General features: G+C 71.9%; 26 protein-coding genes. 9 read left to right on the top strand and 17 right to left on the bottom strand.

Annotation, left to right across the window (positions count from 1 at the left end):
- Positions 1-5: 5 nt before the first annotated feature.
- From GGQ54_RS15160 to hisF, 3 genes are all read right to left on the bottom strand, one after another.
- On the bottom strand, positions 6-422 hold the full coding sequence (locus GGQ54_RS15160; protein WP_179446116.1) for an HIT domain-containing protein: 417 nt from the start codon (positions 420-422) through the stop codon (positions 6-8).
- 61 nt (positions 423-483) lie between these two features.
- Positions 484-1,401, bottom strand: a complete 918-nt coding sequence (locus GGQ54_RS15155) for a 2-hydroxyacid dehydrogenase (protein ID WP_179446115.1) — start codon at positions 1,399-1,401, stop codon at positions 484-486.
- Positions 1,398-2,174, bottom strand: coding sequence for an imidazole glycerol phosphate synthase subunit HisF (hisF, locus tag GGQ54_RS15150; protein WP_179446113.1), 777 nt, complete (start codon positions 2,172-2,174; stop codon positions 1,398-1,400). The genes GGQ54_RS15155 and hisF overlap by 4 nt, the downstream gene beginning before the upstream one ends.
- Positions 2,175-2,207: 33 nt before the next feature.
- Between hisF and GGQ54_RS15145 the strand changes: the two genes are divergently transcribed.
- Positions 2,208-2,921: a FadR/GntR family transcriptional regulator gene (locus GGQ54_RS15145; protein ID WP_179446112.1), complete on the top strand. Its 714-nt coding sequence runs from the start codon at positions 2,208-2,210 to the stop codon at positions 2,919-2,921.
- Between the two features lie 46 nt (positions 2,922-2,967).
- On the opposite strand, the gene GGQ54_RS15140 is transcribed toward GGQ54_RS15145, so the two are convergent.
- The 6 genes from GGQ54_RS15140 to GGQ54_RS15115 all read right to left on the bottom strand — a co-directional run bounded on the left by GGQ54_RS15140 (position 2,968) and on the right by GGQ54_RS15115 (position 9,741).
- Complete coding sequence (locus GGQ54_RS15140) at positions 2,968-3,957, bottom strand: ABC transporter substrate-binding protein (protein WP_218843891.1); 990 nt, start codon at positions 3,955-3,957, stop codon at positions 2,968-2,970.
- A gap of 96 nt (positions 3,958-4,053) precedes the next feature.
- Complete coding sequence (locus GGQ54_RS15135) at positions 4,054-5,061, bottom strand: ABC transporter permease subunit (RefSeq protein ID WP_218843890.1); 1,008 nt, start codon at positions 5,059-5,061, stop codon at positions 4,054-4,056.
- Complete coding sequence (locus GGQ54_RS15130) at positions 5,058-6,584, bottom strand: sugar ABC transporter ATP-binding protein (RefSeq protein ID WP_179446110.1); 1,527 nt, start codon at positions 6,582-6,584, stop codon at positions 5,058-5,060. Before GGQ54_RS15130 ends, GGQ54_RS15135 begins: the two co-directional genes overlap by 4 nt.
- Positions 6,577-7,455 (bottom strand): amidohydrolase family protein, encoded by an 879-nt coding sequence (locus GGQ54_RS15125; protein ID WP_179446109.1) that lies wholly within the window; start codon positions 7,453-7,455, stop codon positions 6,577-6,579. The genes GGQ54_RS15130 and GGQ54_RS15125 overlap by 8 nt, the downstream gene beginning before the upstream one ends.
- The gene (locus tag GGQ54_RS15120) at positions 7,452-8,438 is read right to left on the bottom strand and encodes an aldo/keto reductase (protein WP_218843889.1); all 987 of its coding nucleotides are present in this window, start codon (positions 8,436-8,438) and stop codon (positions 7,452-7,454) included. The genes GGQ54_RS15125 and GGQ54_RS15120 overlap by 4 nt, the downstream gene beginning before the upstream one ends.
- Positions 8,422-9,741 (bottom strand): enolase C-terminal domain-like protein, encoded by a 1,320-nt coding sequence (locus GGQ54_RS15115; protein WP_343045984.1) that lies wholly within the window; start codon positions 9,739-9,741, stop codon positions 8,422-8,424. Before GGQ54_RS15115 ends, GGQ54_RS15120 begins: the two co-directional genes overlap by 17 nt.
- A 194-nt stretch (positions 9,742-9,935) precedes the next feature.
- Between GGQ54_RS15115 and GGQ54_RS15110 the strand changes: the two genes are divergently transcribed.
- Genes GGQ54_RS15110 through GGQ54_RS15100 form a run of 3 tightly spaced genes read left to right on the top strand, consistent with a single transcriptional unit; the run spans position 9,936 to position 13,603 of the window.
- A complete protein-coding gene (locus tag GGQ54_RS15110) occupies positions 9,936-10,703 on the top strand; it encodes an SDR family NAD(P)-dependent oxidoreductase (RefSeq protein WP_179446108.1) in 768 nt (255 codons plus the stop codon).
- A 33-nt stretch (positions 10,704-10,736) separates the two neighbouring features.
- Positions 10,737-12,221 (top strand): TldD/PmbA family protein, encoded by a 1,485-nt coding sequence (locus GGQ54_RS15105; RefSeq protein ID WP_179446107.1) that lies wholly within the window; start codon positions 10,737-10,739, stop codon positions 12,219-12,221.
- A complete protein-coding gene (locus GGQ54_RS15100; RefSeq protein ID WP_179446106.1) occupies positions 12,218-13,603 on the top strand; it encodes a metallopeptidase TldD-related protein in 1,386 nt (461 codons plus the stop codon). Before GGQ54_RS15105 ends, GGQ54_RS15100 begins: the two co-directional genes overlap by 4 nt.
- A gap of 69 nt (positions 13,604-13,672) precedes the next feature.
- Here GGQ54_RS15100 and GGQ54_RS15095 read toward each other — a convergent pair whose 3' ends face one another.
- Together GGQ54_RS15095 and GGQ54_RS15090 are read right to left on the bottom strand one after the other, a co-directional pair.
- A complete protein-coding gene (locus GGQ54_RS15095; protein WP_179446105.1) occupies positions 13,673-15,211 on the bottom strand; it encodes a M20/M25/M40 family metallo-hydrolase in 1,539 nt (512 codons plus the stop codon).
- 112 nt (positions 15,212-15,323) lie between these two features.
- Positions 15,324-18,185, bottom strand: coding sequence for a DEAD/DEAH box helicase (locus tag GGQ54_RS15090; RefSeq protein WP_179446104.1), 2,862 nt, complete (start codon positions 18,183-18,185; stop codon positions 15,324-15,326).
- Positions 18,186-18,225: 40 nt separating this feature from the next.
- Here GGQ54_RS15090 and GGQ54_RS15085 point away from each other — a divergent pair, with 40 nt between their 5' ends.
- Positions 18,226-18,552 (top strand): hypothetical protein, encoded by a 327-nt coding sequence (locus GGQ54_RS15085; protein WP_179446103.1) that lies wholly within the window; start codon positions 18,226-18,228, stop codon positions 18,550-18,552.
- 3 nt (positions 18,553-18,555) lie between these two features.
- On the opposite strand, the gene GGQ54_RS15080 is transcribed toward GGQ54_RS15085, so the two are convergent.
- Genes GGQ54_RS15080 through GGQ54_RS15055 form a run of 6 tightly spaced genes read right to left on the bottom strand, consistent with a single transcriptional unit; the run spans position 18,556 to position 22,879 of the window.
- The gene (locus tag GGQ54_RS15080; RefSeq protein ID WP_179446102.1) at positions 18,556-19,473 is read right to left on the bottom strand and encodes a diacylglycerol kinase family protein; all 918 of its coding nucleotides are present in this window, start codon (positions 19,471-19,473) and stop codon (positions 18,556-18,558) included.
- Positions 19,470-20,318, bottom strand: coding sequence for a twin-arginine translocase subunit TatC (gene tatC, locus GGQ54_RS15075; protein ID WP_179446101.1), 849 nt, complete (start codon positions 20,316-20,318; stop codon positions 19,470-19,472). Before tatC ends, GGQ54_RS15080 begins: the two co-directional genes overlap by 4 nt.
- A 19-nt stretch (positions 20,319-20,337) precedes the next feature.
- Positions 20,338-20,604 (bottom strand): twin-arginine translocase TatA/TatE family subunit, encoded by a 267-nt coding sequence (gene tatA, locus GGQ54_RS17705; protein WP_179446099.1) that lies wholly within the window; start codon positions 20,602-20,604, stop codon positions 20,338-20,340.
- A 21-nt stretch (positions 20,605-20,625) separates the two neighbouring features.
- Positions 20,626-20,871: a hypothetical protein gene (locus GGQ54_RS15065; RefSeq protein WP_179446098.1), complete on the bottom strand. Its 246-nt coding sequence runs from the start codon at positions 20,869-20,871 to the stop codon at positions 20,626-20,628.
- Between the two features lie 11 nt (positions 20,872-20,882).
- The gene (locus GGQ54_RS17700) at positions 20,883-21,914 is read right to left on the bottom strand and encodes a WYL domain-containing protein (protein WP_179446097.1); all 1,032 of its coding nucleotides are present in this window, start codon (positions 21,912-21,914) and stop codon (positions 20,883-20,885) included.
- Positions 21,911-22,879: a helix-turn-helix transcriptional regulator gene (locus GGQ54_RS15055; RefSeq protein WP_179446096.1), complete on the bottom strand. Its 969-nt coding sequence runs from the start codon at positions 22,877-22,879 to the stop codon at positions 21,911-21,913. The genes GGQ54_RS17700 and GGQ54_RS15055 overlap by 4 nt, the downstream gene beginning before the upstream one ends.
- A gap of 9 nt (positions 22,880-22,888) precedes the next feature.
- On the opposite strand from GGQ54_RS15055, the gene gluQRS reads away from it, so the two are divergent.
- The 4 genes from gluQRS (at position 22,889) to GGQ54_RS15035 (ending at position 25,941) form a co-directional block, all read left to right on the top strand.
- Positions 22,889-23,854 carry a tRNA glutamyl-Q(34) synthetase GluQRS gene (gene gluQRS / locus GGQ54_RS15050; protein ID WP_179446095.1) on the top strand — a complete coding sequence of 322 codons (966 nt, stop codon included), beginning with the start codon at positions 22,889-22,891 and terminating at the stop codon, positions 23,852-23,854.
- A gap of 20 nt (positions 23,855-23,874) precedes the next feature.
- On the top strand, positions 23,875-24,501 hold the full coding sequence (locus tag GGQ54_RS15045) for a biotin transporter BioY (protein ID WP_179446094.1): 627 nt from the start codon (positions 23,875-23,877) through the stop codon (positions 24,499-24,501).
- A 70-nt stretch (positions 24,502-24,571) separates the two neighbouring features.
- Complete coding sequence (locus GGQ54_RS15040; RefSeq protein ID WP_179446093.1) at positions 24,572-25,240, top strand: energy-coupling factor ABC transporter ATP-binding protein; 669 nt, start codon at positions 24,572-24,574, stop codon at positions 25,238-25,240.
- Positions 25,237-25,941 carry a CbiQ family ECF transporter T component gene (locus GGQ54_RS15035; RefSeq protein ID WP_179446092.1) on the top strand — a complete coding sequence of 235 codons (705 nt, stop codon included), beginning with the start codon at positions 25,237-25,239 and terminating at the stop codon, positions 25,939-25,941. Before GGQ54_RS15040 ends, GGQ54_RS15035 begins: the two co-directional genes overlap by 4 nt.
- Positions 25,942-25,973: the final 32 nt, after the last annotated feature.

The raw sequence follows: 25,973 nt of genomic DNA, 5'->3' as shown, positions 1-25,973 counted from the left end.
GCGGGTCAGGCCGTGAGCTCGGCGTGCACGATGTCGAGATCGTCGCCGGCGGCGAGATCGCGGTCGAACAGGCCGCGCAGGCCGGGGCGCTCGGCATAGCGCGGGATCAGGTGCACGTGGGTGTGGAAGATCTCCTGGCCGGCGACCGGACCGGCCGAGGAGAAGATGTTCATCCCGGCGGGCTGCAGCCGGTCGCGCAGCAGCCGTGCCGTGGCATCGACGGCCGGTGCGATCTCCCCCAGCCCGGCATCGCCGGCCAGCAGGTCCGGCGCGTGCTCCCGGGGCACCACCAGGGTGTGTCCGCGATGGAACGGGTTGATGTCGAGGAAGGCGATCGCCGCGTCGTCGGCATACACCTGCCGCGAAGGGATCTCCCCCGCGATGATCTTGCAGAACAGGCAGTCGGGATCCTGGGTGGCCATGCCCCATTCGACCACAACGCCGCCGGAGCCGACCCGCAGGAGTCAGTTCACGACGCAGGAGTCAGTTCACGACATTGAGCAGCGGCTCGCCGGCGGCGAAGGCACGCAACTGGGTACCGATCAGCCGCCCGATCCGGGGCGGGAACGATGACGCGGCCCCGCCGACGTGAGGGGTGAGCAGTACGCCATCGGTACGCCACAGCGGGTGCTCGCTCGGCAGCGGCTCGGGATCGACGACATCGAGCGCGGCCCGCAGCCGCCCCGATGCGGTCTCTGCCGTCAGGGCCGCGGTGTCGACCAGCGGCCCGCGTGAGACATTCACCAGCAGGGCCCCGTCGGGCATCCGGGCCAGCCGGGCGGCGTCGAAGAGCCGATCGGTCTGCGGGGTGTGCGGGGCGATCAGGAACACCACATCGGCGTCGGGCAACAGCTCGTCCAGCTCGTCGACACCGTGTACGCCCGGGCGCGCGCGGCTCGCCACCCGGGTGATCGACGCGGTCTCGAACCCGGCGAGCCGGGCCTCGATCGCCTTGCCGATGCGACCGTGGCCGACGATCAGGATCCGCTGATCGGCGATCGAGCGGCCCCACTGCGGATCCCAGGTCCCGCTCGCCTGGTCCCGGGCGTACTCACCGATCCGCCGCCCGCTGGCCAGAGCCAGCGCGATGGCCAGCTCGGCGGTCGCCGTGTCGTGCACCCCGGCCGCATTGCACAAGGTGACACCCTCGGGAATCAGGGGCGCGATGTTCTCATAACCCGCGGTCTGGGCCTGCACCACGCGCAGCGACGCCATCTCGCCGACCCGGTCGAGCGCCGTCGTGCCCAACATGTAGGGCAGCACGTAGAACTCGACCTCGCCGATGCTGTCCGGCCAGCCGCGGGCGGGCCCGCGGAAGAGGTCGATCTCGACCCCGTCGGGCAGCGGTCCGGCCAGCCGCTCGGCCTCCTCCATCGAGGCATACGGCAGCCAGGCCCTCATGCCTTGCTCCCGATCCGCACCTCGACCCCGGCGTCGGCCAGCGCGCGCTTCACCTCGTCGATCGAGAGAACCCCGTAGTGGAAGACGCTCGCGGCCAGCACGGCGTCGGCGCCGGCCCGTGCCGCCGCGACGAAGTCCTCGACCCGGCCGGCACCGCCGGAGGCGATCACCGGAATGTCCACCACCTCGCGCACGGCCGCGATCAGCTCGGTGTCAAAGCCGTCGGTGGTGCCATCGGCGTCCATCGAGTTCAACAAGATCTCCCCCGCGCCGCGCTCCGCGGCCTCACGCGCCCAGGCGATCGCATCCCGGCCCGCGGACCGCCGCCCGCCGTGGGTGGTCACACCGAATCCCGACGGCTGACCGGGCTCGCGCCGAGCGTCGACCGACAACACCAGCACCTGATCACCGAATCGCTGGCCGACCTCGCCGATCAGGTCGGGCCGCGCCAGCGCGGCGGTGTTGATGCCCACCTTGTCGGCACCGCTGCGCAACAACTGATCGACATCGTCGACGCTGCGCACGCCGCCACCGACCGTGAGCGGGATGAAGACCCGCTCGGCGGTCGCCCGCACCGTCTCGCGGGTGGTCGCCCGCTCCTGCGCGGAGGCCGAGATGTCGAGGAAGACGATCTCGTCCGCGCCCGCGGCCCCGTAGCCGGCAGCCAGGTCGACCGGATCCCCCGCGTCGGCCAGGTTCGCGAAGTTCACGCCCTTGACGACCCGGCCGTCGTGGACGTCGAGACACGCGATCACGCGAAGAGCCAACGCCATGGACGTGAGTCTACGTCGGCCTACACTGCGCGCATGAGTCTGACCGATGAGGCCGTCGCGAAGATCAGGCAGATGATCGCTTCCGGCGAGCTCGGCTCCGGTGATCGCCTGCCTCCGGAGAAGGAGCTGAGCGAACAGTTGGGGCTGTCGCGCGGTTCGCTGCGCGAGGCGGTGAAGGCGCTCGAGATGATCAACGTGTTGAGCGTGCGACGCGGTGACGGCACCTATGTGACCAGCCTGCAGCCCGCGATGCTGCGCGATGCCGTCTCGTTCATGGTCGAGTTGCAGCGCGATTCGTCGATCCTCGATCTGATGGCGGTACGCCGGGTGCTGGAGGCGTCGGCGGCCGCGCTGGCGGCGCCCCGGATCACCGAGGCGCAGGTTGCCGAACTGCGGGCCAATGTCGACGACGTGGACCCCGACGATGTCGAGGACGTGGTGGGCCACGACATGGCGTTCCATCACCTGATCGCGGAGGTCGGCGGCAACGGCTACCTGACCGGCCTGCTCGATGGTCTGGCGTCCTCGACCGTGCGGGCCCGGTTGTGGCGCGGGATCACCCAGAAGCGGTCGGTCGAGCGGACGCTGAACGAGCACCGCAGCATCGTCGATGCCCTCGCGATCGGCGACCCGCGGCTCGCCGAGTCGGCGATGATCGTGCACATCGGTGGGGTGGAGAACTGGATCCGGCGCGCCGTGCTCGACGAATCCGGCGCGGTGGCCGAGCCGTCCGGCGACGGGGAGTGAGCCCCGCCCGCCGCCGGATCGGTCGGATCCACCCGTGGAGCCGGGCTCACTCGTAGAGATTGGCCGCGATCTCCGGATCGTCGATGTTGTTCTTGTCGTACCAGTAGAACCCGGTGTCGACGAACGGTTCGACGGCCTCACCGCGGATCGCCTTCGCCGCGATCTCGACCGTCTTCTGGCCGATCCCGACCGGATTCTGGGTCACCGCACCGGCCATCACGCCGCTGCGGATCGCATCCGTCTGGGCCTTGCCGGAATCGAATCCGACGACCGTCAGGCCGCTCACGCCGGTCTCCTTGACGGCGTTCACGACGCCGATCGCCGAGCCCTCGTTGGTGCCGTAGATGCCCTTCAGGTCCGGGTTGGCGCTGATGATCGCCTTCGCCAGGTCGGTCGACTTCAACTGATCACCGCCGCCGTACTGGATGTCGACGATCTCCACGTCCGGCGCATTCTGCTTCATCCACTCGACGAACCCGTCGCGCCGGTCGCGTCCGCTGGTCGAGGTCTGGTCGTGCGCGATGACGGCGACCTTGCCCTTGCCGCCGATCAGCCCGGCCATGTTCTCCGCCGCGGCCGCGGCCGCCGCCGAGTTGTCGGTGGCGACGGTGCTGACGGGGATCTCCGAGTCGACTCCGGAGTCGAAGGCGACCACCGGGATCTTGCGGTCCTGGGCCTGCTGCAGCAGCGGCGCCGCCGCCTGGCTGTCGAGCGCCGCGACGGCGAGCGCCTGCGGATTGTTGGCCATCGCCGCATTGAGCTGGTCGACCTGCTGGGCGACATTGGTCTCGGTGTCCGGGCCCTCGAAGGTGATCCGGACGCCCTCCTTGGTGGCCTGCTCCTCGGCACCCGACTTCACGGCCTGCCAGAACTGGTGCTGGAAACCCTTCGACACGATCGCGACATAGGGCTGCTCACCCCCGGCCTGCCCGCCGGGCGCCGCGCTCTGGCCATTGCACGCCGCCAGGCCCAGCGCCACCACGGCCGCCGCCGCGGCCAGCAGTGTCGTCCGGCCTCGTCCTGCCATTCGTCCCATGATTCTCTCCTGACTCCTCTTCGAGTGCTGCGATTGGTCGAGTGCTGCGATTGGTCGAGTGCTGCGATTGGTCGAGTGCTCCGCTTGCTGGTTGGCTCACGCGTCGCCGGCCCGCCGACGACGGAGCATGTCGAGATAGACCGCCAGCAAGATGACGATGCCGACGGCGACGCGCTGCCATTCCTGGGGAATGGCCATGATCCGCAGGCCGTTGGTCAGCACGGCCATGATCAGCGCGCCGATCACGGTGCCGATCACCGAGCCCTTGCCGCCCTGCAGCGAGGTCCCACCGATGATCACCGCGGCGATCGCCTCCAGCTCGTAGCCCATTCCGAGTCCCGGCTGCGCGGACGAGAGCCTCGACGCCATCACCACCCCGGCCAGTCCGGTGAAGCCCCCGGCGAAGGCATAGATCGCGATCTTCCACAGCCGGGTGTTGATACCGGACAATGCGGTGGCGTCCTCGTTCGAGCCGATCGCGTACACATAGCGACCGAAGACGGTACGGCTCAGCACCAGATGGGCCAGCAGGGCCGCGGCGAAGAAGATCAGCACCGCATTGGGCAGATTGGGGATCACCTCGCCCATCGCGATCCGGTAGAAGTCCGGGGTGCGGGTGAAGTAGATCGGCTGGGTGCCGGAGATCACCAGGGCGAGCCCCTGGGCGACCATCATCATCGCGAGCGTGGCGATGAACGGCGGGACCCGGAGCAGCGAGATGATCACACCATTGATCAGTCCCATCAGTACGCCGGCCGCGATCCCGCCGAGCACGCCGACCAGCAGCGGCAGACCGAGATAGGTGAGCAGGACGCCGGTCATCACCGAGCACAGCGTCATCCCGGTGCCGATCGACAGGTCGATCCCGGCGGAGATGATCACGAAGGTGGTGCCGAGCGCCAGCAGGCCGGTCACGGCGGCGGACAACAAGATGCCGCTGAGATTGCCCAGGCTGAGGAACTGGGGGCTGGCCACCGCGAAGAAGATCACCAGGATCAGCAGACTGGCGAAGGCCAGCAACTGCTGCAGCGAGGATCGCCACCCACCCGGGCCGCGGGCCACCTTCGGCGGCTCGTTCGCCGTCGTCGACTGCGTTGTCGTCACTGGGTCACCTCCGTGGTGTCGGCGAGGAGCTCCGCCTCGCTGCGCGTCGCCAGTCTCATGATCTGCTCCTGGTCCGCCTCGGCCTGGCCGAGCTCTCCGGCCACCCGGCCCTGGGCCATCACCACGACGCGGTGGGCGAGCCGCAACACCTCGGGCAACTCCGAGGAGATCACCAGGATCGCCTTGCCCTGCCGGGCCAGCTCGTCGAGCAGCCGGTGGATCTCCTCCTTGGCGCCGACGTCGATGCCCCGGGTCGGCTCGTCGAAGATCAACACATCGGAGTCCTTGAGCAGCCAGCGGGCGATGATCACCTTCTGCTGGTTGCCGCCCGACAGGTTGCGGACGATCTGGCGTACCGACGGGGTACGCACTCGCAGCCGCTCGACCCAGTCGGCGGCGGCCGCGGCCGCCAGCTTGTCCCGGACCCAGCCGAGGCGGCTCATCCGCGGCAACGAACCGATGTCGATGTTGGCGGTGACGCTGCTCTCCAGCAACAGGCCGTAGCGCTTGCGGTCCTCCGACAGGTAGCCCACCCCGAGCCGCGCGGCCGCCGCGGGATCGGGGATCCGGACGGGGCGGCCGGAGCGCAGTAGGCCGCCGGCGGTGATCTTGTCGACGCCGACGATCGCTCGCGCGACCTCGGTGCGGCCGGCGCCCATCAACCCGGCCAGGGCGACGATCTCCCCCGGCCGCACCGCGAGGCTGACGTCGCGGATGTGGCGGGTGCTCACGTTCACCAGCTCCAGCGCCGGCGTACCGGTCCGTACCGGTTCGGGCTCGCGCGGGGCCAGGTCGAGCTCGCGGCCCACCATCATCGTGATCACATCGTCCAGCCGCGTGCCCGCCGTCGGGACCGAGCCGACCAGGCCGCCGTCGCGCAGCACCGTGATCCGGTCGGTGATCCGCTGCAACTCCTCCATCCGGTGCGAGATGTAGATCGCCCCGGTGCGCGGCCCGACGAAGTCGCCGATGATGGTCAACAACGCGTCGACCTCGGCGTCGTTCAGCGCGGCCGTCGGCTCGTCCAGGATCAGCACCCGGGCATCCACCGACAGCGCCTTGGCGATCTCGGTCATCTGTTGCCCGGCGACGCTGAGATCGCGCACCCGGGCGCGCGGCTCGAGCCGGATGCCCAACCGCTCGAGCAGCTCGCCGGCCCGCCGATTGAGCGCCGACTCGCTGAGCCAGCCGGCCACCCGCGGTTCGCGGCCGATGAAGATGTTCTGAGCGACCGTCAGGTCGGGCATCAGGTTGAATTCCTGGTGGATGATGCTGATCCCGAGATCGCGCGCATGCCGCGGACCGGCGATCCGCACCGGTCGGCCGTCGACCTCGATGGTGCCCGAGTCCGGGGCGTAGGTACCGGCGAGCAGCTTCATCAGCGTCGACTTGCCGGCGCCGTTCTCCCCGACCAGGCCGAGCACCTCACCGTGGTCGAGTGCCAGGTCGACATCGTGCAGTGCCCGCACGCCCGGGAAGGACTTGCCGATCCCGCGTACCCGCAGCAGCGTTCCGTCACTCATCTCGGTCACCGATCCCGCGATAGGTACGCCGGGCCGTCCCGGCCCAGATCGCGGCCTGTTCGGTCACCGACAGCTCGCCGATCAGCTCGGCGAGCACCTGCCAGGTCGGGAGGTAGCCGCCGGCCGGCAGGCTCATCGGCCAGTCGCCGCCATACATCAGCCGGTCCGGACCGAATGCATCGAGGGCGATCTCGATCGCCGGCCGCAGGGTGGCCACGTCGTAGCGGGCTCCCGGGATGCGCAGCCCGGACAGCTTTGCCACGGCCCGGGGCGCGGCCGCGACCGCGCGCATCTCGCGCGCCCAGGTCGCGAAGTCGTCGCTGCCCGGCCCGGCGGCCAGCGGCGGCTTGCCGAGGTGGTCGATCACGACGGTCAGCTCGGGCAGGTCGGCGGCCAGCCGGGCGGCGGAGGCGAGATCACGCGGAAAGGCGTCCGGCACGTCGAGGGGCAGGCCGGCACCGGCGATCCGGCGCAGGGCCGAGCGGACCTCGGGCGCATCCAGCAGGCCGGCGCGCGGGTCGTCGTGGATCAACTGCCGGACGCCGACCAGCCGGCTGGCGTAGGTCTCGAGGTACTGCGCCGTCCGGGCCTCGTCGTCGATCGGCAGCCAGCCGACGACGCCGACGATCCAGTGCTGGGCGGCGCGCTGGCCGAGGAGGAAGTCGGTATCGGCCAGGGTGTCGTCGGCCTGCACCAGGATCGCCGACGCGACACCGACGGTGTCCAGCTCGGCCCGGGCCCGGTCCGCGCCGATCGGCCCGCGCAGCTCTTCCGGCGCCCCGCCCAGCCAGGCGTACCCCCCGCCGCGCGGGTCCCACAGGTGCAGGTGGGCGTCGATCACCTCGCCGGCCGGCGCGTTCGCGGTCGTCATCGAGCACCCGCCAGCTCGGCCCGCAACAGCCCCGCGGCGACCAGCTCGGGCCACAGCTCATCCGGCACGGTCGCGGCCATCCGGTCGACATTGCTGCGGGCCTGTTCGGGGCTCGCCGCGCCGACGATGACGCTGCCGATCGCCGGGTGGCGCAGCGGGAAGTGCAGAGCCGCGGTCGGCAGGTCCGTGCCGTGCCGCTCACAGACCTCGGCGATCCGGCGGGCGCGCTCGATCAGCTCGCGCGGCGCGGCACCGTACTCGTAGGGCGCATCCTCGGGCACCCGCAGGCTCGCCAACAGCCCCGAGTTGTACACGCTCACGGCGATCACCGCGACGCCGCGGCTCAGGCACAGCGGCAACAGCTCCTCGGCCGCCGGTTGTTCCAGCAGCGTGTAGCGACCGGACATCATGATCACGTCCAGATCGCCCGCGGCGACGAAGTCGATCAGCGTCCGGGTGCTCTTCGAACCCACGCCGACGGCGCGCACCTCGCCGTCCTCGCGGATGCCGGCCAGTGCCGGCAGCCCGACGCGCAGTCCGTCGGCCTCGTCGTTCTCGTCGGGGTCGTGCAGGAAGGCGAGGTCGATCTCGTCGATGCCCAGCCGCTCCCGGGAGGCATCGAGCGACCGGCGGATGCCGTCGCGGCTGGCGTCCCAGCGACGCACCCGGCTGGCCGGCACGTCGAAGCCGTTGGCCAGGTCGTCGCCGACCGGACCGTCGACGGGGTCGAGCAGCCGACCGACCTTGGTGGACAGCAGGTACTCGGAGCGGGAGTGCTCGCCGAGCACGCGCCCGAATCGCCGCTCGGACAGGCCGAGCCCATAGTGCGGCGCGGTGTCGAACAGGCGTACCCCACCGTCCCAGGCGGTACGCAGGGTCGACTCGGCCGCCTCGTCGGTGACGGCCCGGAACAGATTGCCCAGGCCCGCGCCGCCGAGACCGAAGGCGGGCAGCGCCGGCAGCCTCTCAGCCGGCCCGGACACGGCTGTCCTCCGCGCGCCACTGCGGGCCGTCGGGGTAGGCGAAATTGCGCAGGCTCGACTCGTGCATCTCCGCCCCGGTGCCGGGGTCCGTCGGCGCGAGATAGCGGCCGTCGCGGATCACCACGGGGGTGACGAAATGCTCGTGCAGGTGGTCGACGAACTCGATCCGACGCCCCTGCTGGCTGCCGCTCAGCGCAACATGGTCGAACATCGAGAAGTGTTGGACCGCCTCACACAGCCCGACCCCTCCCGCGTGCGGACACACGGGTACGCCGAACTTGGCGGCAAGCAGGAGGATGGCCAGGTTCTCGTTGACGCCCGCGACCCGGGCGGCGTCGAGCTGGAGCACCTGCAGCCCGCCGGCCTGCAGGTACTGCTTGAACATGATCCGGCTCTGGCACATCTCGCCGGTCGCGACCGGGGTCGGGGCCACCGCGCGGGCGATGGTCGCGTGGCCGAGCACGTCGTCGGGACTGGTCGGCTCCTCGATCCAGGCCAGCGGGCCGACCTCGGCCAAGGCCCGGATCCAGTCGATCGCCTCGTCCACGCCCCAACGCTGGTTGGCGTCGACGGCGATGCCGATGCCGGGCCCGACCGCCTCGCGGGCCAGGGCGAGCCGCCGGATGTCGTCGTCGAGGTCGGCACCGACCTTGAGCTTGATCAGGTCGAAGCCGGCCTCGACGGCCTCCCGGCACAGTCGCTGCATCTTGTCATCGGTGTAGCCCAGCCAGCCCGGGGTGGTGGTGTAGCCGGGGTAGCCCGCACGCAGCAGCTCGGCCTCGCGCTCGCGCCGTCCGGGCTCGGCGTCACGCAGCAGTTGCAACGCCTCCTCGGGGGTCAGCGCGTCGGTCAGGTAGCGGAAGTCGACCAGACCGACGAGCTCCTCGGGGCTCATCCGGGCCAGTAGCTGCCACAACGGCAGGCCCTCGCGTTTGGCGCGCAGATCCCACAGGGCATTCACCACGGCCCCGATGGCCATGTGCATGACGCCCTTCTCCGGCCCCAGCCAGCGCAACTGCGAATCGTGCACCAGCTCGGCCCAGGCGGCGCCGAGATCGGCCAGCAGCGGTTCGGCATCGCGGCCCAGGTAGCGCTCGCGCAGCGCCTCGATGGCACCGGCCACCACGTCATTGCCGCGCCCGATGGTGAAGACGAATCCGTGGCCGGAGCCACCGTCGTCCAGCCCGATCCGCAGGTAGGCCGCCGAGTAGTCCGGGTCCGGATTCATCGCATCGGAGCCGTCGAGCAGCCGCGAGGTGGGGAAGCGGACGTCGATCACGTCGAAGTCGCTGATCAGAGCCACGTCGTGCCACCTCTCCTGCCGGATGCGGGGGTACGCTCCGGCGCGTACACCCGATGCCCGGCACAAACATCAGATGTATGGTGGCACACGATCGGCGATCCCGCCGCCGCGGGACGGCCGATGACTGCCAAACTGTTATCAACACCCGCTCGCACCGAGACCGGCACCGCACGTGCCCGGGACGGAGGATGATCATGAACCAATCGAGCACCCCGGGCCCCCTGCGCGGACTGGTGGCAGCGGTCACCGGCGGCGCGTCGGGCATCGGCGCCGCGATCGCCGATCGGCTCGCGGCACTCGGCGCGAGTGTGGCCGTGCTCGACGTGAATCCCGACGGCGCCGACGAGCGCTTCCTCGCCGTGGCCTGCGATGTCACCGACGATGCCTCGGTCCGCACCGCGATCGAACGGGTGGGCAACGAGCTCGGCGGCCTCGACATCGTGATCAACAACGCGGGCATCGGCGCCCAAGGCACGGTTGCGGACAATCCCGACAGCGAGTGGCAACGGGTCTTCGACGTCAACGTCTTCGGCATGGCCCGGGTCAGCCGAGCCGCCCTGCCCTGGCTGCGGCGTTCCGAGCACGCGGCGATCGTCAACACCTGTTCCATCGCGGCGACGGCCGGGTTGCCGCAACGCGCCCTCTACAGCGCGTCGAAGGGAGCCGTCCTCTCGCTCACCCTGGCGATGGCCGCCGACCACGTACGCGAGGGAATCCGCGTGAACTGTGTCAATCCCGGCACCGTCGACACTCCGTGGATCGGCCGCCTGCTGGACAGCGCCGCCGACCCGGCTGCCGAGCGGGCCGCCCTGGACGCCCGCCAGCCGACCGGTCGCCTGGTCAGCGCACCCGAGGTGGCGGAGGCCGTCGCCTATCTGGCCTCCCCCGCCGCCGGCGCCACCACCGGGACCGCCCTCGCGGTCGACGGCGGGATGCAGGGCCTGCGCCTGCGACCGCAGTGAGCGTGCCGCCGGCCGGGACGCTACGCTCGCCCGATGCCGCTTGATCAACTCCCCGTGGACGCGCTCGCCGACGCAGCGCTGCAGCGCGCCACGGAGCTGGGCGCCCGGCATGCCGACGTGCGGATCGAGAGCTCGCGCAGCCTGCACCGCCGACTGCGCGACGGGCGTACCGAATCCGCGACGAATTCCGTGACCGCCGGGATCGGCGTCCGGGTGATCGTGGACGGGGCCTGGGGCTTCGCCGCGGACAGCAGCCTGGACACCGGCGCGGCGGCCCGCGTGGCCGAGCGGGCCGTGGCCATCGCCCGCGCATCGGCGCCGCTGTCCGTTCCGGTCGAGCTGGCAGCAGAGCCGGCCCACCCCGACGGCCGCTGGCGCTCCGCCTTCCGGCTCGACCCGTTGGACGTCTCCGACGACCTGATCACCGACCGGCTGGTCGAACTGTCCGGGGCGCTGCTGGGCGGCCGCGGTGTCGATCATGCCGACGCCTCGTTGCTGGCGGTGTCGGAGGAGAAGTTCTATGCCGACCTGGCCGGGACCCGCACCCGCCAGCACCGGGTGCGCACGGTGCCGTCGTTCACCGCGACAACGATCGGTGATCATGGCTTCGCCACCATGCGCACCCTGGCGCCGCCGGCGGGCCGCGGCTGGGAGTATCTGCTCGGCGACGGGTGGGACTTCGACGCGGAGATCGCCGAGCTGCCCGAACTGCTTGCCGAACATGCGGTCGCCCCGAGCGTCGAGCCGGGTCGCTACGACCTGGTGATCGACCCGACCAATCTGTGGCTCACCATCCACGAGTCCGTCGCGCATGCGACCGAGCTGGACCGCGCGCTCGGCTACGAGGCGGCCTACGCGGGCACCTCGTTCGCCACCCCGGACCAGCTCGGCACCCTGCGCTACGGCTCGCCGGTGATGAACGTGACCGGGGACCGCACCACCGAACACGGCCTGGCGAGCGTCGGCTGGGACGACGAGGGGGTCGCCGCAACCGAGTTCGACATCATCCGCGACGGCACGCTGGTCGGCTACCAGTTGAACCGGCAGATGGCGCCCCTGCTCGGGCTGCCCCGATCCAACGGCTGCGCCTATGCCGACTCCCCCGGGCACATCCCGCTGCAACGGATGCCGAATGTCTCGCTGCAGCCGGCAGCGGACGGCCCCGACACCGCCGGGCTGATCGCCGGCGTGTCCGACGGGATCTATGTGGTCGGCGACAACTCGTGGTCGATCGACATGCAGCGCTACAACTTCCAGTTCACCGGGCAGCGCTTCTTCCGGATCCGCAACGGGCGCCTCGCCGGACAGCTCCGCGACGTCGCGTACCAGGCGACCACCACCGAGTTCTGGCGCTCGCTGGAGGCGGTCGGCGGCCCGCAGACCTGGCTGTTGGCGGGCGCCGCCAACTGCGGCAAGGGCCAGCCCGGCCAGGTTGCCCCCGTCTCGCACGGCTCGCCGAGCGCGCTGTTCCGCGGAGTGAACGTCCTGAACACCGTGACGGAGGGTGGTGCAGCATGACCGCAGCGCAGTGGGTCGAGGAAGCCCTCGCGGGGGCCGAGGGCGACGCCGTGCTGATCGTCGAAGACATCGGCCAGGTGAATCTGCGTTGGGCGAACAATGCGCTGACCACCAACGGGGTGCTGCACGAATCGCTGGCCACGGCCCACGCCTTTGTCAGCGGCACCCGGGGAGTGGCGGCCGGCTCGGCGAGCGGTCCGGTCGGCTCCGCGGCCGACTGCGCCGACCTGCTGGGCCGGGCGCGAGCCGCCGCGCTCGCCGGGGCGCCCGCCGACGATGCGACCGAGCTGGTCGACGGCGGGCGCGACGCCGACTTCGCCGAGCCCGCGCCGGTCACCGATGCCGCGGCCCTGGACGGCGTACCCGAGGCGCTGGCGTCGGCCTTCGCCCGGGCCGCGGAGCGTGATCATCTGCTGTTCGGGTTCGCCGAGCTGATGGTCACCACGACCTGGCTCGGCGCCAGCACCGGCACCCGGCGCCGGCACGTCCAACGATCCGGGCGGATCGAGATCAATGCCAAGCAACCGGACATGATCGCGTCGGCCTGGACCGGCCGGCACGTTCGCGACTTCGCCGATGTCGATGTCGCCGCGATGCACCAGGAGTTGATCAGGCGCCTCGGCTGGTCGGCGAACCGGATCGACCTGCCCGCCGGCCGGTACGAGGCCGTGCTGCCGCCCTCGGCCGTCGCCGACCTGATGATCTACCTGTCGTGGAGCCTGTCGGCCCGCGATGCGGCGCAGGGGCGCAATGTGTTCGCCGCGGCGGACGGGCGCACCCGGGAGGGCGAGCGACTGGCCGCGCTGCCGGTATCGCTGGTCAGCGACCCCGCGTACCCGGGGCTGCAACGCGCGCCGTTCGCGATCGTGCACGCCACCTCGGGCGCCGAGCAGTCGATCTTCGACAACGGGGCGCCCGTGGGCCGCGTCGAGTGGCTGCGCGACGGCGTCCTGACCGCCCTGGCCCGGGACCGCGCCCTGGCCGCCGGTGAGGGTGCGGCGGCCGGGCCGTTCGCCTTCCCCACCGAGAACCTGATCATGGACGCCGGCGGGAGCGATGATCTTGAGGCGATGATCGCCCGCACCGAACGCGGACTGTTGCTGACCTGCCTGTGGTACATCCGCGAGGTGGACCCGGAGACCCTGCTGCTGACCGGGCTGACCCGCGACGGCGTCTACCTGATCGAGAGCGGCGAGGTGGTCGGCATGGTGAACAACTTCCGGTTCAACGAGTCACCCGTCGCGCTGCTCGGCCGGATCAGCGAGGCCGGCCGCGCCGAGCCGGCGCTGCCCCGGGAGTGGCAGGACTGGTTCGCCGACGCCGTCGCGCCGCCGGTCCGCGTACCCGATTTCAACTTCTCCACGGTCTCCGACGCGCACTGACCGGCGAACCCGGCGGACCTGCGCGGGGCCCGGTCGGTCGACCGGGCCCCGCCGAACCGTCAACCCCGGTCAGGATGCCGCGAGGTGCGGAGCCGCCTGGGCGCCGACCTTCTTCGCCTTGCCCTGGTTACCGGGCTTGATCTTGCCGGACTTGCCGGGGCTGGTCTCGCCGTTGACCATCGAGGTGTCGTAGGCGAAGACGATCGCCGCATGGGCCATGGCCTTGGTGTTGATCGCGATCGCCTCCGGGTTGATGTTGTCGATGTCGTCGGCGGCGGTGTGATAGTTCGGGTCGTACAGGAGGCCCGCGGTGCCACCGAACAGCTCGACCTCCTCGGGCGTCTTCACGCCGTCGGCGCCCGTGAACAGCCCCGAGGACGGTACGCCGTTGTCGATGAACGGCTGGTAGTCCGACCGCCCCGAGAACTCGGTGTCCACCCAGGGCTGGTCCACGCTGTCGTAGTAGTCGGTGAACACCTTCTCCACGGCGGCCGAACCCTCCGGCACGGGTACGGGCGCCGGGTAGGTCGACTGGTCTGCGTCATAGACGCCGATGATGTAGTTGGGCGAACCCACCATGTCGTAGTTCAGGTACAGCGCGATGTCGCCGAGCGCCTGCGGGTCGTTCTCCACCAGATCGTTGACATAGTGGCGCGCGCCCACCAGCCCGCGCTCCTCCGCGCCCCAGAAGGCGAACCTGATCTTGTTGTTGACCTTGTTGACCTTCGCCATCTGCACCGCGGTCTCGAGGTTCGCGGCCGCGCCCGAGCCGTTGTCGCTCATCCCGGGCCCCTCCTGCGCGCCGTCGAGATGCGAGCCGATCATCACCACGTTGTCGTCGCGACCGGTCGTTGTCTCGGCCAACACGTTGAAGGTCTCGCGCTCCTCGACGAGCGACTGCAGGTTGAAGGTGACGACCACGGGACCGGCGGCCGCCTCGGCCGCGAGCGCCTGGCCGTCGTCCTGGGTGATCCCGGTGGTCGGCACGTACCCCTCGTTCGGCGCGCTGAGCGTGCCGTTCAGCATCCCGGGCTCGTTGTTGTAGATGATCAACGCACTCGCCCCCGCCTCGCCGGCCGCCAGCGACTTCTGGCTGAACGAACAGGCGCCGCGGCTGACCAGGGCGATCTTGCCGGTGGCGTCGGTGTCACCCCACTCCGAGGCATCGCATCCGGTCACGGTGGCGGGCTGGACCAGCTCGCCGGTGATGCCGCCGACCGGGGTGTCGGGCCCGTAGCTCATCGGGCGCTGGTCGATCGATCGCGCGGTCGGTGACACCTCCTCCAGCGAGGTGGTGGTCTCGGTGTAGGTGAAGCTGAAGGGCTGGCGCCAGGTCTGATAGCCCGCCGCCTGCAGGGTCCGCTCCACATAGCGCGCGGACTCCTCGTAGCCGGACGTACCGGCCGCCCGGTTGCCGCCGTTGGCGTCGGCGATCGCCTGGAACTGCTCCAGGTGACCCATCACCGCCTCGGCGGTGACCGCCTTGGTGAACTTCTTCGGGTTGTTCGGGTTGCCCCCCGGGGCCGCCGTCGCGGGCGGCACCGAGACCGCGGCGAGCGCGATCGCCGCCGTCGCGGCCAGCACCGCGCTTCCTGGTTGAATCTTCATGAGTCTCCTCCGGTTCGACCCGGGCGGATCACACCCGGGCCAGACGTGATGTGTGTCACAGTGTGGCGGCAACCTACCCAGCCCGGAGGCGGCTGTCAGGCGATTGGCGCGCTCAGCTCCGGCCGGGATCGGTACGCCGGGGCGCGAACGCCTCGTCGGCGAGGTCCTCGTCCAGTCCCTCATCGGCCTCGACGTCCTCGGCGGTGAAGTCGACCACCCCGCGCCGCATGGCGCCGACGGCCCGGCGCGCGGTGTCGCGGACCGCGGTATTGCCGAGCTGCCCCGCCGCATTGCCGATCTGGTCGGCGAAGTCGATCACCTGGCGTACCCAACGGACGAAGTCGCCGGCGGTCAGCCCGGATTCGCCGAGCACGCTGGCCAGGCCGGCGCCCGAGGCCCAGGCATGCGCGGGGCCGGCGAACCCGGCGTCGGGATCGGGGCCGCGCTCCAGTCGGGCATCCCGCTCCGCCAGCGAGACGCGCCGATGAATCCGCCACACCTCGTCGATGGCGGCCTGCGCCGCCGCGTCGGCCACGCGCCAGACCGGACGGCGATCGTCGCTGCGCCGGGCCTCGTAGACCAGGCTGGACAGCACGGCGGCAAGCTGGGCGGGATCGAGATCGTCCAGCACGCCGGCGCGCAACACCTCGGCGGCGACCAGGTCCAGCTCGTTGTAGATCCGGGCCAGCATCCGGCCCTCCCGGGTCACCTCGTCACCGTCGAGATAGCCGTGCGACTCCAGCACCCGGCAGATCCGGTCGAAGCGGGTCGCGATCGTGTTGGTCCGCGTCTGCATCCGCCCCCGGAGCTTGGCGTTCTCGTCCTCCAGCCGCAGCGCGCGCTCGGCCCACCGGGCGTGGGCCTCGCGGTCGGGACAGCCATGGCACGGGTGGGCGCGCAGCTCGGCGCGCAGCTCCTCGATCCGCGCGGCCACCTCCGCGTCCATCGCGCCGGGCCGGAACCGTTCGGGGGTGGCGTCGATCTCCGCCAGCCGGGCATCCATCGCCGCGCCCAGGCTGCGCCGGGAATGCGAGTCGCGCGGGGAGAACCGCTTCGGTACGCGGACCCGGCTGACCGGTTGCACCGGCACCGCGAAGTCGGCCAGGCCGAGCCTGCGGACCTGCCGGTCCTGGCCCAGTACGAGCGGGCGCGGCCCCTGGCGGTCGTCGCCGACCCCCGGTTCGATCACCACGGACCAGCCGCCGTGCCGCCCGCTCGGCACCCAGACGATGTCGCCCGGCCGCAACGCCTCCAGCGCGACCTGGGCCTCCGCGCGCCGATCGCTGCGCCGACTGCGCGCGGCCTGCGCCTCCAGCGTGGAGATCTCCTCGCGCAACCTGGCATAGGAGGCGAAGTCGCCACGCTCGCAGGCGGCGCGCTGCCACAACTCGGCCGCGGCCTCCTCGTTGCGGCTCACCCTGCGCGCGAGCCCGACCACCGAGCGGTCGGACTGGAACTGCGCGAAGCTCTGCTCCAACAGGCTGCGCGCCCGGTCCCGGCCGACGGCGCCGACCAGGTTGACGGCCATGTTGTAGGTCGGCGCGAAGCTCGATCGCAGCGGATAGGTACGCCGCGACGCCAGGCCCGCCACCGCCCGCGGGTCGAACCCCGGCTGCCAGAGCACCACCGCATGCCCCTCGGTGTCGATCCCGCGCCGACCGGCGCGGCCCGTGAGCTGGGTGTACTCCCCCGGCGTGATGTCGACGTGGCTCTCGCCGTTGAACTTGACCAGCTTCTCCAACACGACGCTCCGGGCCGGCATGTTGATGCCGAGCGCCAGCGTCTCGGTGGCGAAGACGACCTTGATCAGCCCGCCGACGAAACACTCCTCGACGCACTCCTTGAGCGCCGGCAGCATCCCGGCGTGGTGAGCGGCGATGCCGCGCAACAGGGCGTCGCGGAACTCGCCGTAGCCGAGCGCGGCCAGATCGGCCTCGGACAGGCCGGCGATGTGCCGGTCGGCGATCGCGGCGATCCGCGCCTTGTCCGCGCGCGTGGTCAGGTCGACCCCGTCGTGCAGCAACTGCCCGACGGCCGCGTCGCAGCCGGCCCGGGAGAAGATGAAGACGATCGCCGGGAGCAGGTTGTCGCGGCGCAGCGCCTCGACGACATCCCCTCGGCGCGGGATCTGGAACCGCTTCGGCACCTTGGCCCGGTGATCTCGGTGCGCACCCCCGCCGTAACCGGAGCGCCGCCCGCTCTTGCCGCGTCCCGACCTGCCCCGCGGCCGGCGGGCGTCGTCGCGGACCAGCCTGGACTCCTCCTTGGCGAAGCGCACCAGCGCCGGATTGACATCGTGCCGGGCCGCGGCGACGGGCTCCGCCGCGGCCGTCGGCGCCTCGTCGGCGAAAAGATCATGCAGCTCGCGGCCGACCATCACGTGTTGGTACAGGGGCACCGGGCGGCGCTCGGAGACCACGATCCGGATGTCACCGCGTACCTCGTCGAGCCAGTCACCGAACTCCTCGGCGTTGCTCACCGTCGCCGAGAGCGCAACCAGTTGCACCGAGTCGGCGAGCCCGATGATCACCTCCTCCCAGACCGAGCCGCGGAACCGGTCGGCGAGGTAGTGCACCTCGTCCATCACCACAAAGCCGAGATTGTCCAGCGCCGCCGACCGGGCATAGATCATGTTCCGCAACACCTCGGTGGTCATCACCACCACCGGGGCGTCGGCGTTGATCGAGGAGTCCCCGGTCAGCAGGCCGACCCGGTCGGCGCCGTGGCGGTTGACCAGGTCGTGGAACTTCTGGTTGCTGAGGGCCTTGATCGGCGTCGTGTAGAACGCCTTGCGGCCCTGCTCCAGCGCCAGCTCGACCGCGAACTCTCCGGCCACCGTCTTGCCGGCACCGGTCGGCGCCGCGACCAGTACGCCGGCACCGGCCTCGATGTGATCGATCGCCTCGCGCTGGTAGTCGTCGAGCTCGAAATCGAAGGACTCGGCGAACCGCTGTGCTGTCGAGGTCCGGGCCATGCCGCCCACCGTAGCCCCCGTGCCGTGCCAGACTCCGACCGTGGCACGCAGACATTCCCAGTCCTTCGTCGTCTCGGCGCCCCCGGAGCAGGTGCACCGCGCATCCTTCGACGCGGTGGCCGACGCGACCGGCCAGCCGGCCCGGTTGAACGGGGCGCAGATCTGTGGTTCGACGAGTGTCGGGCTGACCTCCTGGGGCGAGAACCTGACGGTCGAGGTGGTCCCCGATGCCCGCGGTGCGCGGGTGAGCATCGAGTCCGCCTCGGCGCTGCCGACCCAGTTCATCAACTTCAACCACAAGAAGAACGTGGAGAAGTTCGCGCGGGCGCTGGGCGGCAGGCTCGGCGTACCGGTCGAGCCGGCCTGAGCTTCAGGGCGCGTAGACGAGCAGCGCGCCCGGATCGGCGCGCAGCGACAGCGGGGGCGGCCCGAGCTCCTCGCCGTCGCCCATCGCGTACAGCCCGGCGCCGTCGATGTCGATGGCGGGCGTGCGGAAGCGCTCGACCGACGGATCGCGGACAAAGGAACCGCCGTACATGGTCGGCAGCAGCCGGAGCAGCGTGAACCGGCTGACCGGGTGGATCACGGTGACGTCGAGCAGGCCGTCGGAGGGATCCGCGCCGGGCGCGATCTGCATCCCGCCGCCGTAGTAGGCGGTGTTGGCGACCGCGACGAACATCGCCGGCAGCTCCCGCAACCGCCCGTCGATGGTGATCTTGTAGTGCAACGGCTCGAAGGTGGCCAGCTCGGCCAGCGCCGATGCCGCATAGCGCAGCGAGCCGATCGGCAGCCGGATGTGATTGGCGCGGCGGTTGACCCGGGCGTCGAATCCGCTGGCGACGACGCTGCCGACGAACCGCTCGGTGCCGCCGCGGGCGAGCGAGCCGCGGACCGCGATGGCGTCGACGGGTCGCGGCCGGCCCCGCGCGATCAGCCGGGCGGCGGCCAACGGGTGGGTCGGGATGCCGAGGCCCCGGCAGATGTCGTTGCCCGTGCCGGCCGGGATCAGTCCGAGCGGTACGCCGGTGCCGGCGACGGCATCCATGCCGAGGCCCATCATCCCGTCGCCGCCCATCACGATCAGCGCGTCACCGGGCCGGGCCGCCGCGACGCAGGCACGCGCGCCCACATCGGCCTCGGCGAAGTCGGTGGCGCGGACCACGGAGAGCGCGACCTCGGGCAGCGACCGAACCAGGGCGGCGCTGACCTGGGGCAGGATGCGGCCGGCGCGGCCGCGGCCGGCCGACGGGTTGACCAGAAGGGTCAGCCCGCGGCGCTCGGGACTCACGAATCGGCCACCACGAGCTCGCCGCGGCGCCGCCGGCCCCGGTCGCGCAGCCGCGCGAAGACCTCCGCGGCCACGAACAGGATCGACAACGGAATCCCGAGCGCGATCATCGAGATCGGGTCACCCGGGGTGATCAGCGCGGCCGCGACGAAGCTGCCGAAGATGATGTAGTTGCGGGCCTTGCCGAGCTGCGCGCCGGTGACCACGCCGAGGATGTTCAGCATCACCAGGACCAGCGGCACCAAGAAGGCGAAGCCGAAGACCAGCATGGTGCGCATCATGAAGCTGAGGAACTCCTCGATGTTCAACAGGTTGGTGATGCCCTGGCCCTCGGGGGTGAAGCCGAGCATCACGGCGATGGCGAACGGCATGATGAAGTAGCCGAGCAGGATGCCACCGAGGAACAGCGGCGTCGCGAGGGCGAGGAACAAGATCGCCCAGCGCTTCTCCTTGGCGAGCAGGCCCGGGACGATGAACGCCCAGACCTGGTAGAGCCACAGCGGCGAGGTCAGCACCAGCCCGCTCAGCGCCGACACCTTCATGGCCAGCAGCAGCGGCGCACTCGCCCCGCTCGTCACCACCGAGGTGGCGAGCCCGGGATGGCTGATGGCGAGCGCCGCGGTCGCCCGCTGGTAGGGCAGCAGCAGCAGGCCGAGCAACTGCTGGTAGAACACCGCACTGACCGCGGCGCCGAGCACGACGATGATCACGGCCACGACCACCCGGTAGCGCAACTCCCTCAGGTGCTCGAACAGCGTCATGTTGCCGTCCGGTGGGACGGGCGGCGGCTTGAGCCAACTCAGGGACAGGCGACGGCGCTTGCCGGTCGCCTCCGTCGCGGTCATCGGCGAGGCGGCGGGTCGATCAGCGGTCGGTGCTGCGGGGCCGCTCGACGACCTCGGCCTCGGTCACGTCGTCGGCCGCTCGCTGGGTCTCGCCCGGGGTCTGGGGAGCGCTCGTGGTGGTCTGCGAGCCCGACCCGACGCCCTGGGTCTCCTCCTTGAACTCCTTGATCGCCCGGCCGGTGCTCTTACCGATCCCGGCGAGCCGGCTGCCACCGAACAGCAGCAGCGCGATCGCCAGGATGATGAGCAGCGTCCAGATGCTCGGTGTCCCGATCAGTGGAGCCATGTCTGGTTACCTCGATTCTGTTCAGGCCGGACGCGCGGCGTGTGGGTCCGGCCCGGGTCGGTTCCACTTTACGTCGTCCGCGTCCGGCGCGACAGCGGACTCCCCGCCGACCCGCGCCAGCAGATCGAGGCCCTCCCCCAGTTGCCGGGTCAGCCGGTCGGCCGACCGGAGCAGGGCGCGGAACTTGCGGTAGAGCCGGAGCAGCAGCCAGCCCGCGCTGACCAGCCAGATCAGCACGATCACACCGAACAACAGCGCCCACCACATCGAAGCGAACCCTAGTCGTCCGCGCCGTCCACGGGTCCGGCGGGGCCGTCCCCACCGGCGGCGGGTCCGGCCGGGTCGGCACCGAGCGCCGCATAGGCCGCCAACGCCTCGGCCGCGGCGCGGGCGGCATCGGCGGCGGCGGCAGGCGGATCGAGCACGGTCACCTCGGCCCCGCGCTGCAGCAACAAGCGCCGCAACCAGGCCGGGTCCAGCACCGGCAGACTGACCTCGAGCACCCCGTCGGGCCCCTCGACGACATCCTCGGTCGTGTAGTACTCCGCCACCCAGCGCGCCTGCGGGCTGAGCCGCAGCCGCACCCGCCGGGCGCCGGCCAGCGCGCCGGCCCAGTCCGGGGTGGCGAGCGGGCGGTCCGGATGGTCCTCGACGGGTACGCCGAGCTCGCGCGCCGCCACGATCCGATCCAGCCGGAAGCTGCGCCAGCCGGGCGGGTCGGTCAGGCTCCAGGCCTCGAGGTAGGCGTACCCGTCGCGCGTGCTCAGCTCGGCCGGGTCGACCTCGCGGGTGGTCCGCTCGGCGCGGGAGTCGGCGTCATAGGTGAGCTCGACCCGCCGGCCCGCGGCGATCGCCGCGGCCAGCGTGGCGCGGACGGGCGAGTCCGCCCCCTCGACGGCGACGCTGAGCCGCTCGGCCCCGGCGGCGGATTCGCCGGCGACGACACGCAGCTTGGCGAGGGCGCTGTCAACGGCCTCGACCACGCCCGGACCGGCCAGCCCGCGGACCAGGTCCAGCCCGATGATCAGCGGCGCCACCTCCGCCGGGGTGAACCGCATCGGCCGCGCCAGATAGTCGGCATTGCTGAGATTGATCACGCCGCGGCCGTCGACGGCCTCCATGTCGATCTCGATCAGGTCGCCGGGCAACAGGCCCGGCAGCCCGCACATGTAGAGCACGCCCAGGTCCGCGCGCAGTTGCGCCGGGCTGACGCCGAAGTGGGCGGCGACCTCGGGCAGCGGGGCATTGGGCCGCGCCTGCAGATAGGGCGTCAGGGCCAGCAGCCGGGCCACCTGGTCGACGGCGGTCACGGCGTACCCTCCACGGACGCGCCGGCGGTCTCCCGGAGCCGCGCGACCACCAGCTCGCGCAGCTCGGGCGGGTCGAGGACCAGCACGTCCGCGCCGTGGCCCGCGACCTCGGCGACCAAATCGGCGGAGTTGCGATAGCCGACGGCCAGCGTCTCGCGCCCGTCGCCCGCACCGCCGCGCGCCGTGCCGCGCCGGCGCAAGGCCGGCGCCCGGCCGGGGCGTACCGCCAGCAGCGCGGTGCGTTCGGTTCCCGTCTCGGTGATGCCGACCCGCCTGGTGTCCGCGCCCGCAGGCACCTCGAAGGCCTCGGGCCGCGAGGTGACGCGGACCCGACCGCGGATCCGGGACAGCTTGAACACGCGCCGGTCGGCGCGGTCGCGATCATGGCCGACCAGATACCAGGCGCCCCGCCGCGAGGTGATCCCCCAGGGCTCCACCGTGCGGGTCGCGAGGGCGCCGGTGCGCCGATCCGGGTAGTCGAAGGCGACCCGGGTCCGTTCGACCACGGCCCGCCACAGCGGCTCGAAGGCCGGCTCCCGGGCCGGCACCGCCGGCGCGACCCCGGCGGCGCTCGGCTGATCGACGTCCACCCCGGCGGCGCGCAGCTTGGCCAGCGCGCCCTGGCTGGACGAGCGCAGGCCGGCGGCGTCGAAGGCCCGCGCGGCCAGGCCGACGACGGCGGCCTCCTCCGCGGTCAGCTCGACCGCCGGCAGCTCGAAGTCGCGCGGGTCGATCCGGTAGCCGACGTCGTCGGTGAAGTAGGCGTCGTTGGACCCGGTCTGGATCGGTACGCCCATCGCGCGCAGGTCGTCCTTGTCGCGCTCGAAGGTCCGCTCGAAGGAGGCGTCGGACTGCCCGGCGTAGCCGTCGACCGCCGTGCGGATCTGCTCGCGGGTGAGGAAGCGGCGGGTCGACAACAGGCAGATGGTCAGGTTCAGGATGCGCTCGGACTTGCTGGCTGCCATGCTGGCGCGATGCCTCCCCTCCCACCCGGCGAATCGACCGCCGCGGTCGGGTCGAAACGCTACCAAGCGCGCCCGGGCGCCGGGCGCTACGCGCCGAGCCCCACCTCGGACCTGCACCTGGGCAATCTGCGCACGGCGCTGTTGGCCTGGCTGTTCGCGCGCTCGACCGGGCGTGCGTACCGGCTGCGGATCGAAGATCTGGACACCGCGCGGGTCGCGGCCGCGCCGGAGGTGGCGCGGCGGCAGTTGGCCGACCTGGCCGCGCTGGGGATGGACCACGACGGCGAGATCGTCCGGCAGAGCGAGCGGCTGGATGCCTACGCCGCGGCGGCCGCGGGCCTGGAGACCTATGAGTGCTTCTGCACCCGGCGCGACATCGCCGAGGCCTCCCGGGCCCCGCACGACGGGTGGCGGCCCTACCCGGGCACCTGTCGCGACCTGACCGGGGCCGAGCGCGCGGTCCGGCGTACCGAGCGACCGGCGGCGCTGCGGGTGCGGGTGCCGCCGGGTAGGACGATGACCGTCACCGATGCGCTGGCCGGCCGCTACACCGGTCCGGTCGATGACTTCGTGCTGCGCCGCGGGGACGGGGTCTGGGCCTACAACCTCGCGGTCGTGGTGGACGACCTGGCGGCCGGCGTGGATCAGGTGGTACGCGGCGCGGATCTGCTGGATTCCGCGCCCCGGCAGGCCTGGCTCGCCGAGCGTCTCGGCGGCACCGCCCCGGGCTATGCCCACGTCCCGCTCGCGGTGAACCCGCAGGGTCGGCGGCTCGCCAAGCGCGACGGCGCGGTGACCATGGCCGAGCTCGGTTGGCCGGCCGGTCGCGTGCTCGGCCTGCTGGCGGGCTCGCTCGGGCTGGCCGCGCCCGGCGAGCCGGTGGACGCCGAGCTGCTGCTGGCGCGCTTCGATCCGGCGGCCCTGCCGGGCGAATCGTGGCGGGTCGACGCGCAGGCGCTGCAGCACGCGACTTGAATGGTGTTCAATGATCCCTCGTGAGCACCGAGAATCCCTCCTCCGCCCCCGCCGGCACCGCTGCCCGATCGAACGACGGGGCGGCCCGTGCGCTGGTTCGGGTCGCCGTCTTCGCCGCCCTGATCGCCGTCTTGTCGATCCTGCCCGGGGTGCCCGTCGGTCCCGTGCCGATCACCCTGCAGACCCTCGGCGTGCTGCTCTGCGGGATGCTGCTCGGCCCCCGGCTGGGCACCCTCGCGGTGCTGCTGTACCTGCTGTTGCTGGCGATCGGGCTACCCGTCGGCAGCGGGATGCGCGGGGGGCTCGGGCTGTTCGTCGGCCCGACCGGCGGGTTCCTGATCGGGTTCGCGGTGAGCGCGCTGCTGGTCGGGCTGTTGTCCCGGCCGGCGGTCCGCGGGTTGGCCGCGGGACGGATCGGACCCGGCCGGGCGGCGGCCGGACTGGCCGTCGCGGGCGTGCTCGGCGGGATGGTGCCGAGCTATGCCCTCGGCGTACCGGTCCTGCAACTGGTCACCGGGTTGCCGTGGCCACAGGCGCTGGTCTCGGGAATGGTGCTGTTCCTGCCCGGCGATCTGATCAAGGTCGCGCTGGCGGTGCTGATCACGATCGGCGTGGTCCGCGCGTTGCCGAACGCCTTCGCGCGGTGATCCGGTACGCCCGCGAGGCCGTCGCGGCCGAGCCGGGCGTGCACGCCGTCGGCGCGCTGGCCGGCCGACCATGATCAGCTTCGAGAATGTCAGCGTCCGGCACGGCGACCGGCTCGCGCTGGCCGGGATCGACCTGGCGCTGCCCGAGCGGCGGATCGGCATCCTCGGGGCGAACGGGTCCGGCAAGTCGACGTTGGTCCGCTGCCTGAACGCCCTGACCGTGCCGGACACCGGCCGGGTCCGGGTGGCCGGCATCGACGTGGCCAGGCATCCGGCGCGGGCGCGCCGACTGGTGGGCTTCCTGTTTCCCGACGCCGACGCGCAGATCATCATGCCGACGGTCCGCGAGGATCTGGCCTTCTCGCTGCGCGGCCTGCCGCGGGCCGAGGTGGACCGGCGCGTCGACGCCGCACTGGACCGCTGGGGCCTGGCCGGGCACGCCGATCACCCGTGCCATCTGCTCTCCGGCGGGCAGAAGCAGGTCCTGGCGCTGGCGGCGGTGTTGCTGGTGGAGCCGGCGGTGCTGGTCGCCGACGAGCCGACCACGCTGCTCGACCTGCGCAACACCCGCCGGCTCGGCGCGGCATTGGCGGAGCTGGACCAGCAGCAGGTCGTGGTGACCCATCACCCGGAACTGTTGGCCGACTTCGACCGGGTCCTGGTCCTGGATGCCGGCCGGGTCGCCTGCGACGACGCCCCGGCGGCCGCGATCGCCTTCCATGATCGGCTGATGCGGTGAGCGGCCTCGGGCTGTACCGGCCGGGCGCCACGGTGCTGCATCGTGCGGGCGCGGGCGGGAAGTTGCTGGCGCTGCTGGCGGCAGGGGTGCTGGCCGGGGTGGCCGGCGCGCTCACCGGCGCGCCCCAGCTCGCGCTGAGCGGCGCGCTGGCGCTGGCCGGAGCGATCGCCTGGCTGGTCGCGCGCCTGCCGGTGTCGCTGCTGCGCCCCGCGCTGGCGCCGTTCGGCGTGCTGCTGGTCGCGTTGGCCGCGGCCCAGTGGTGGAGCCGCGGGCCCGAGGCCGCGGCCGGCACCGCGGCGCGGCTGGTCGGGCTGTTGCTGCTGGCGGTCACGGTCTCGGCGACCACCCGGGTCAGCGCGATCCTCGACGCGGTGATCGCGGCGCTCGGACCCCTGCGCCGCCTCGGCGTACCCACCGCGCGGATCGGCCTCGCGGTGGCGCTGGCGATCCGCGCGATCCCCGTGCTGGCCGGCGGCATGCGACGCGCCCGCGAGGCCCGGATCGCGCGGCAGGCACCGGGCGGGCTGCGCGGCCTGCCGGGGCTGGCGGTGCCGACCGTGGTCAGCGCGATGCGGACCGCCGATGCGATGGGCGATGCCCTGGTGGCACGCGGCGGCCCCGATCTCTCGGTGCCCGATCACCCGCCCCCCGCTCCCACACCCCCCGGTCCCGACGACGCCCACCCAACACTTCCTCGGTGACCCAACACCTATAGCTGTCGGGTCACCGAGGA

The sequence above is a fragment of the Naumannella cuiyingiana genome (assembly GCF_013408305.1).
Lineage (GTDB): Bacteria > Actinomycetota > Actinomycetes > Propionibacteriales > Propionibacteriaceae > Naumannella > Naumannella cuiyingiana.
The sequence above is the reverse complement of the archived record's forward strand: the minus strand, read 5'-3'. Positions and strand labels throughout refer to the sequence as shown.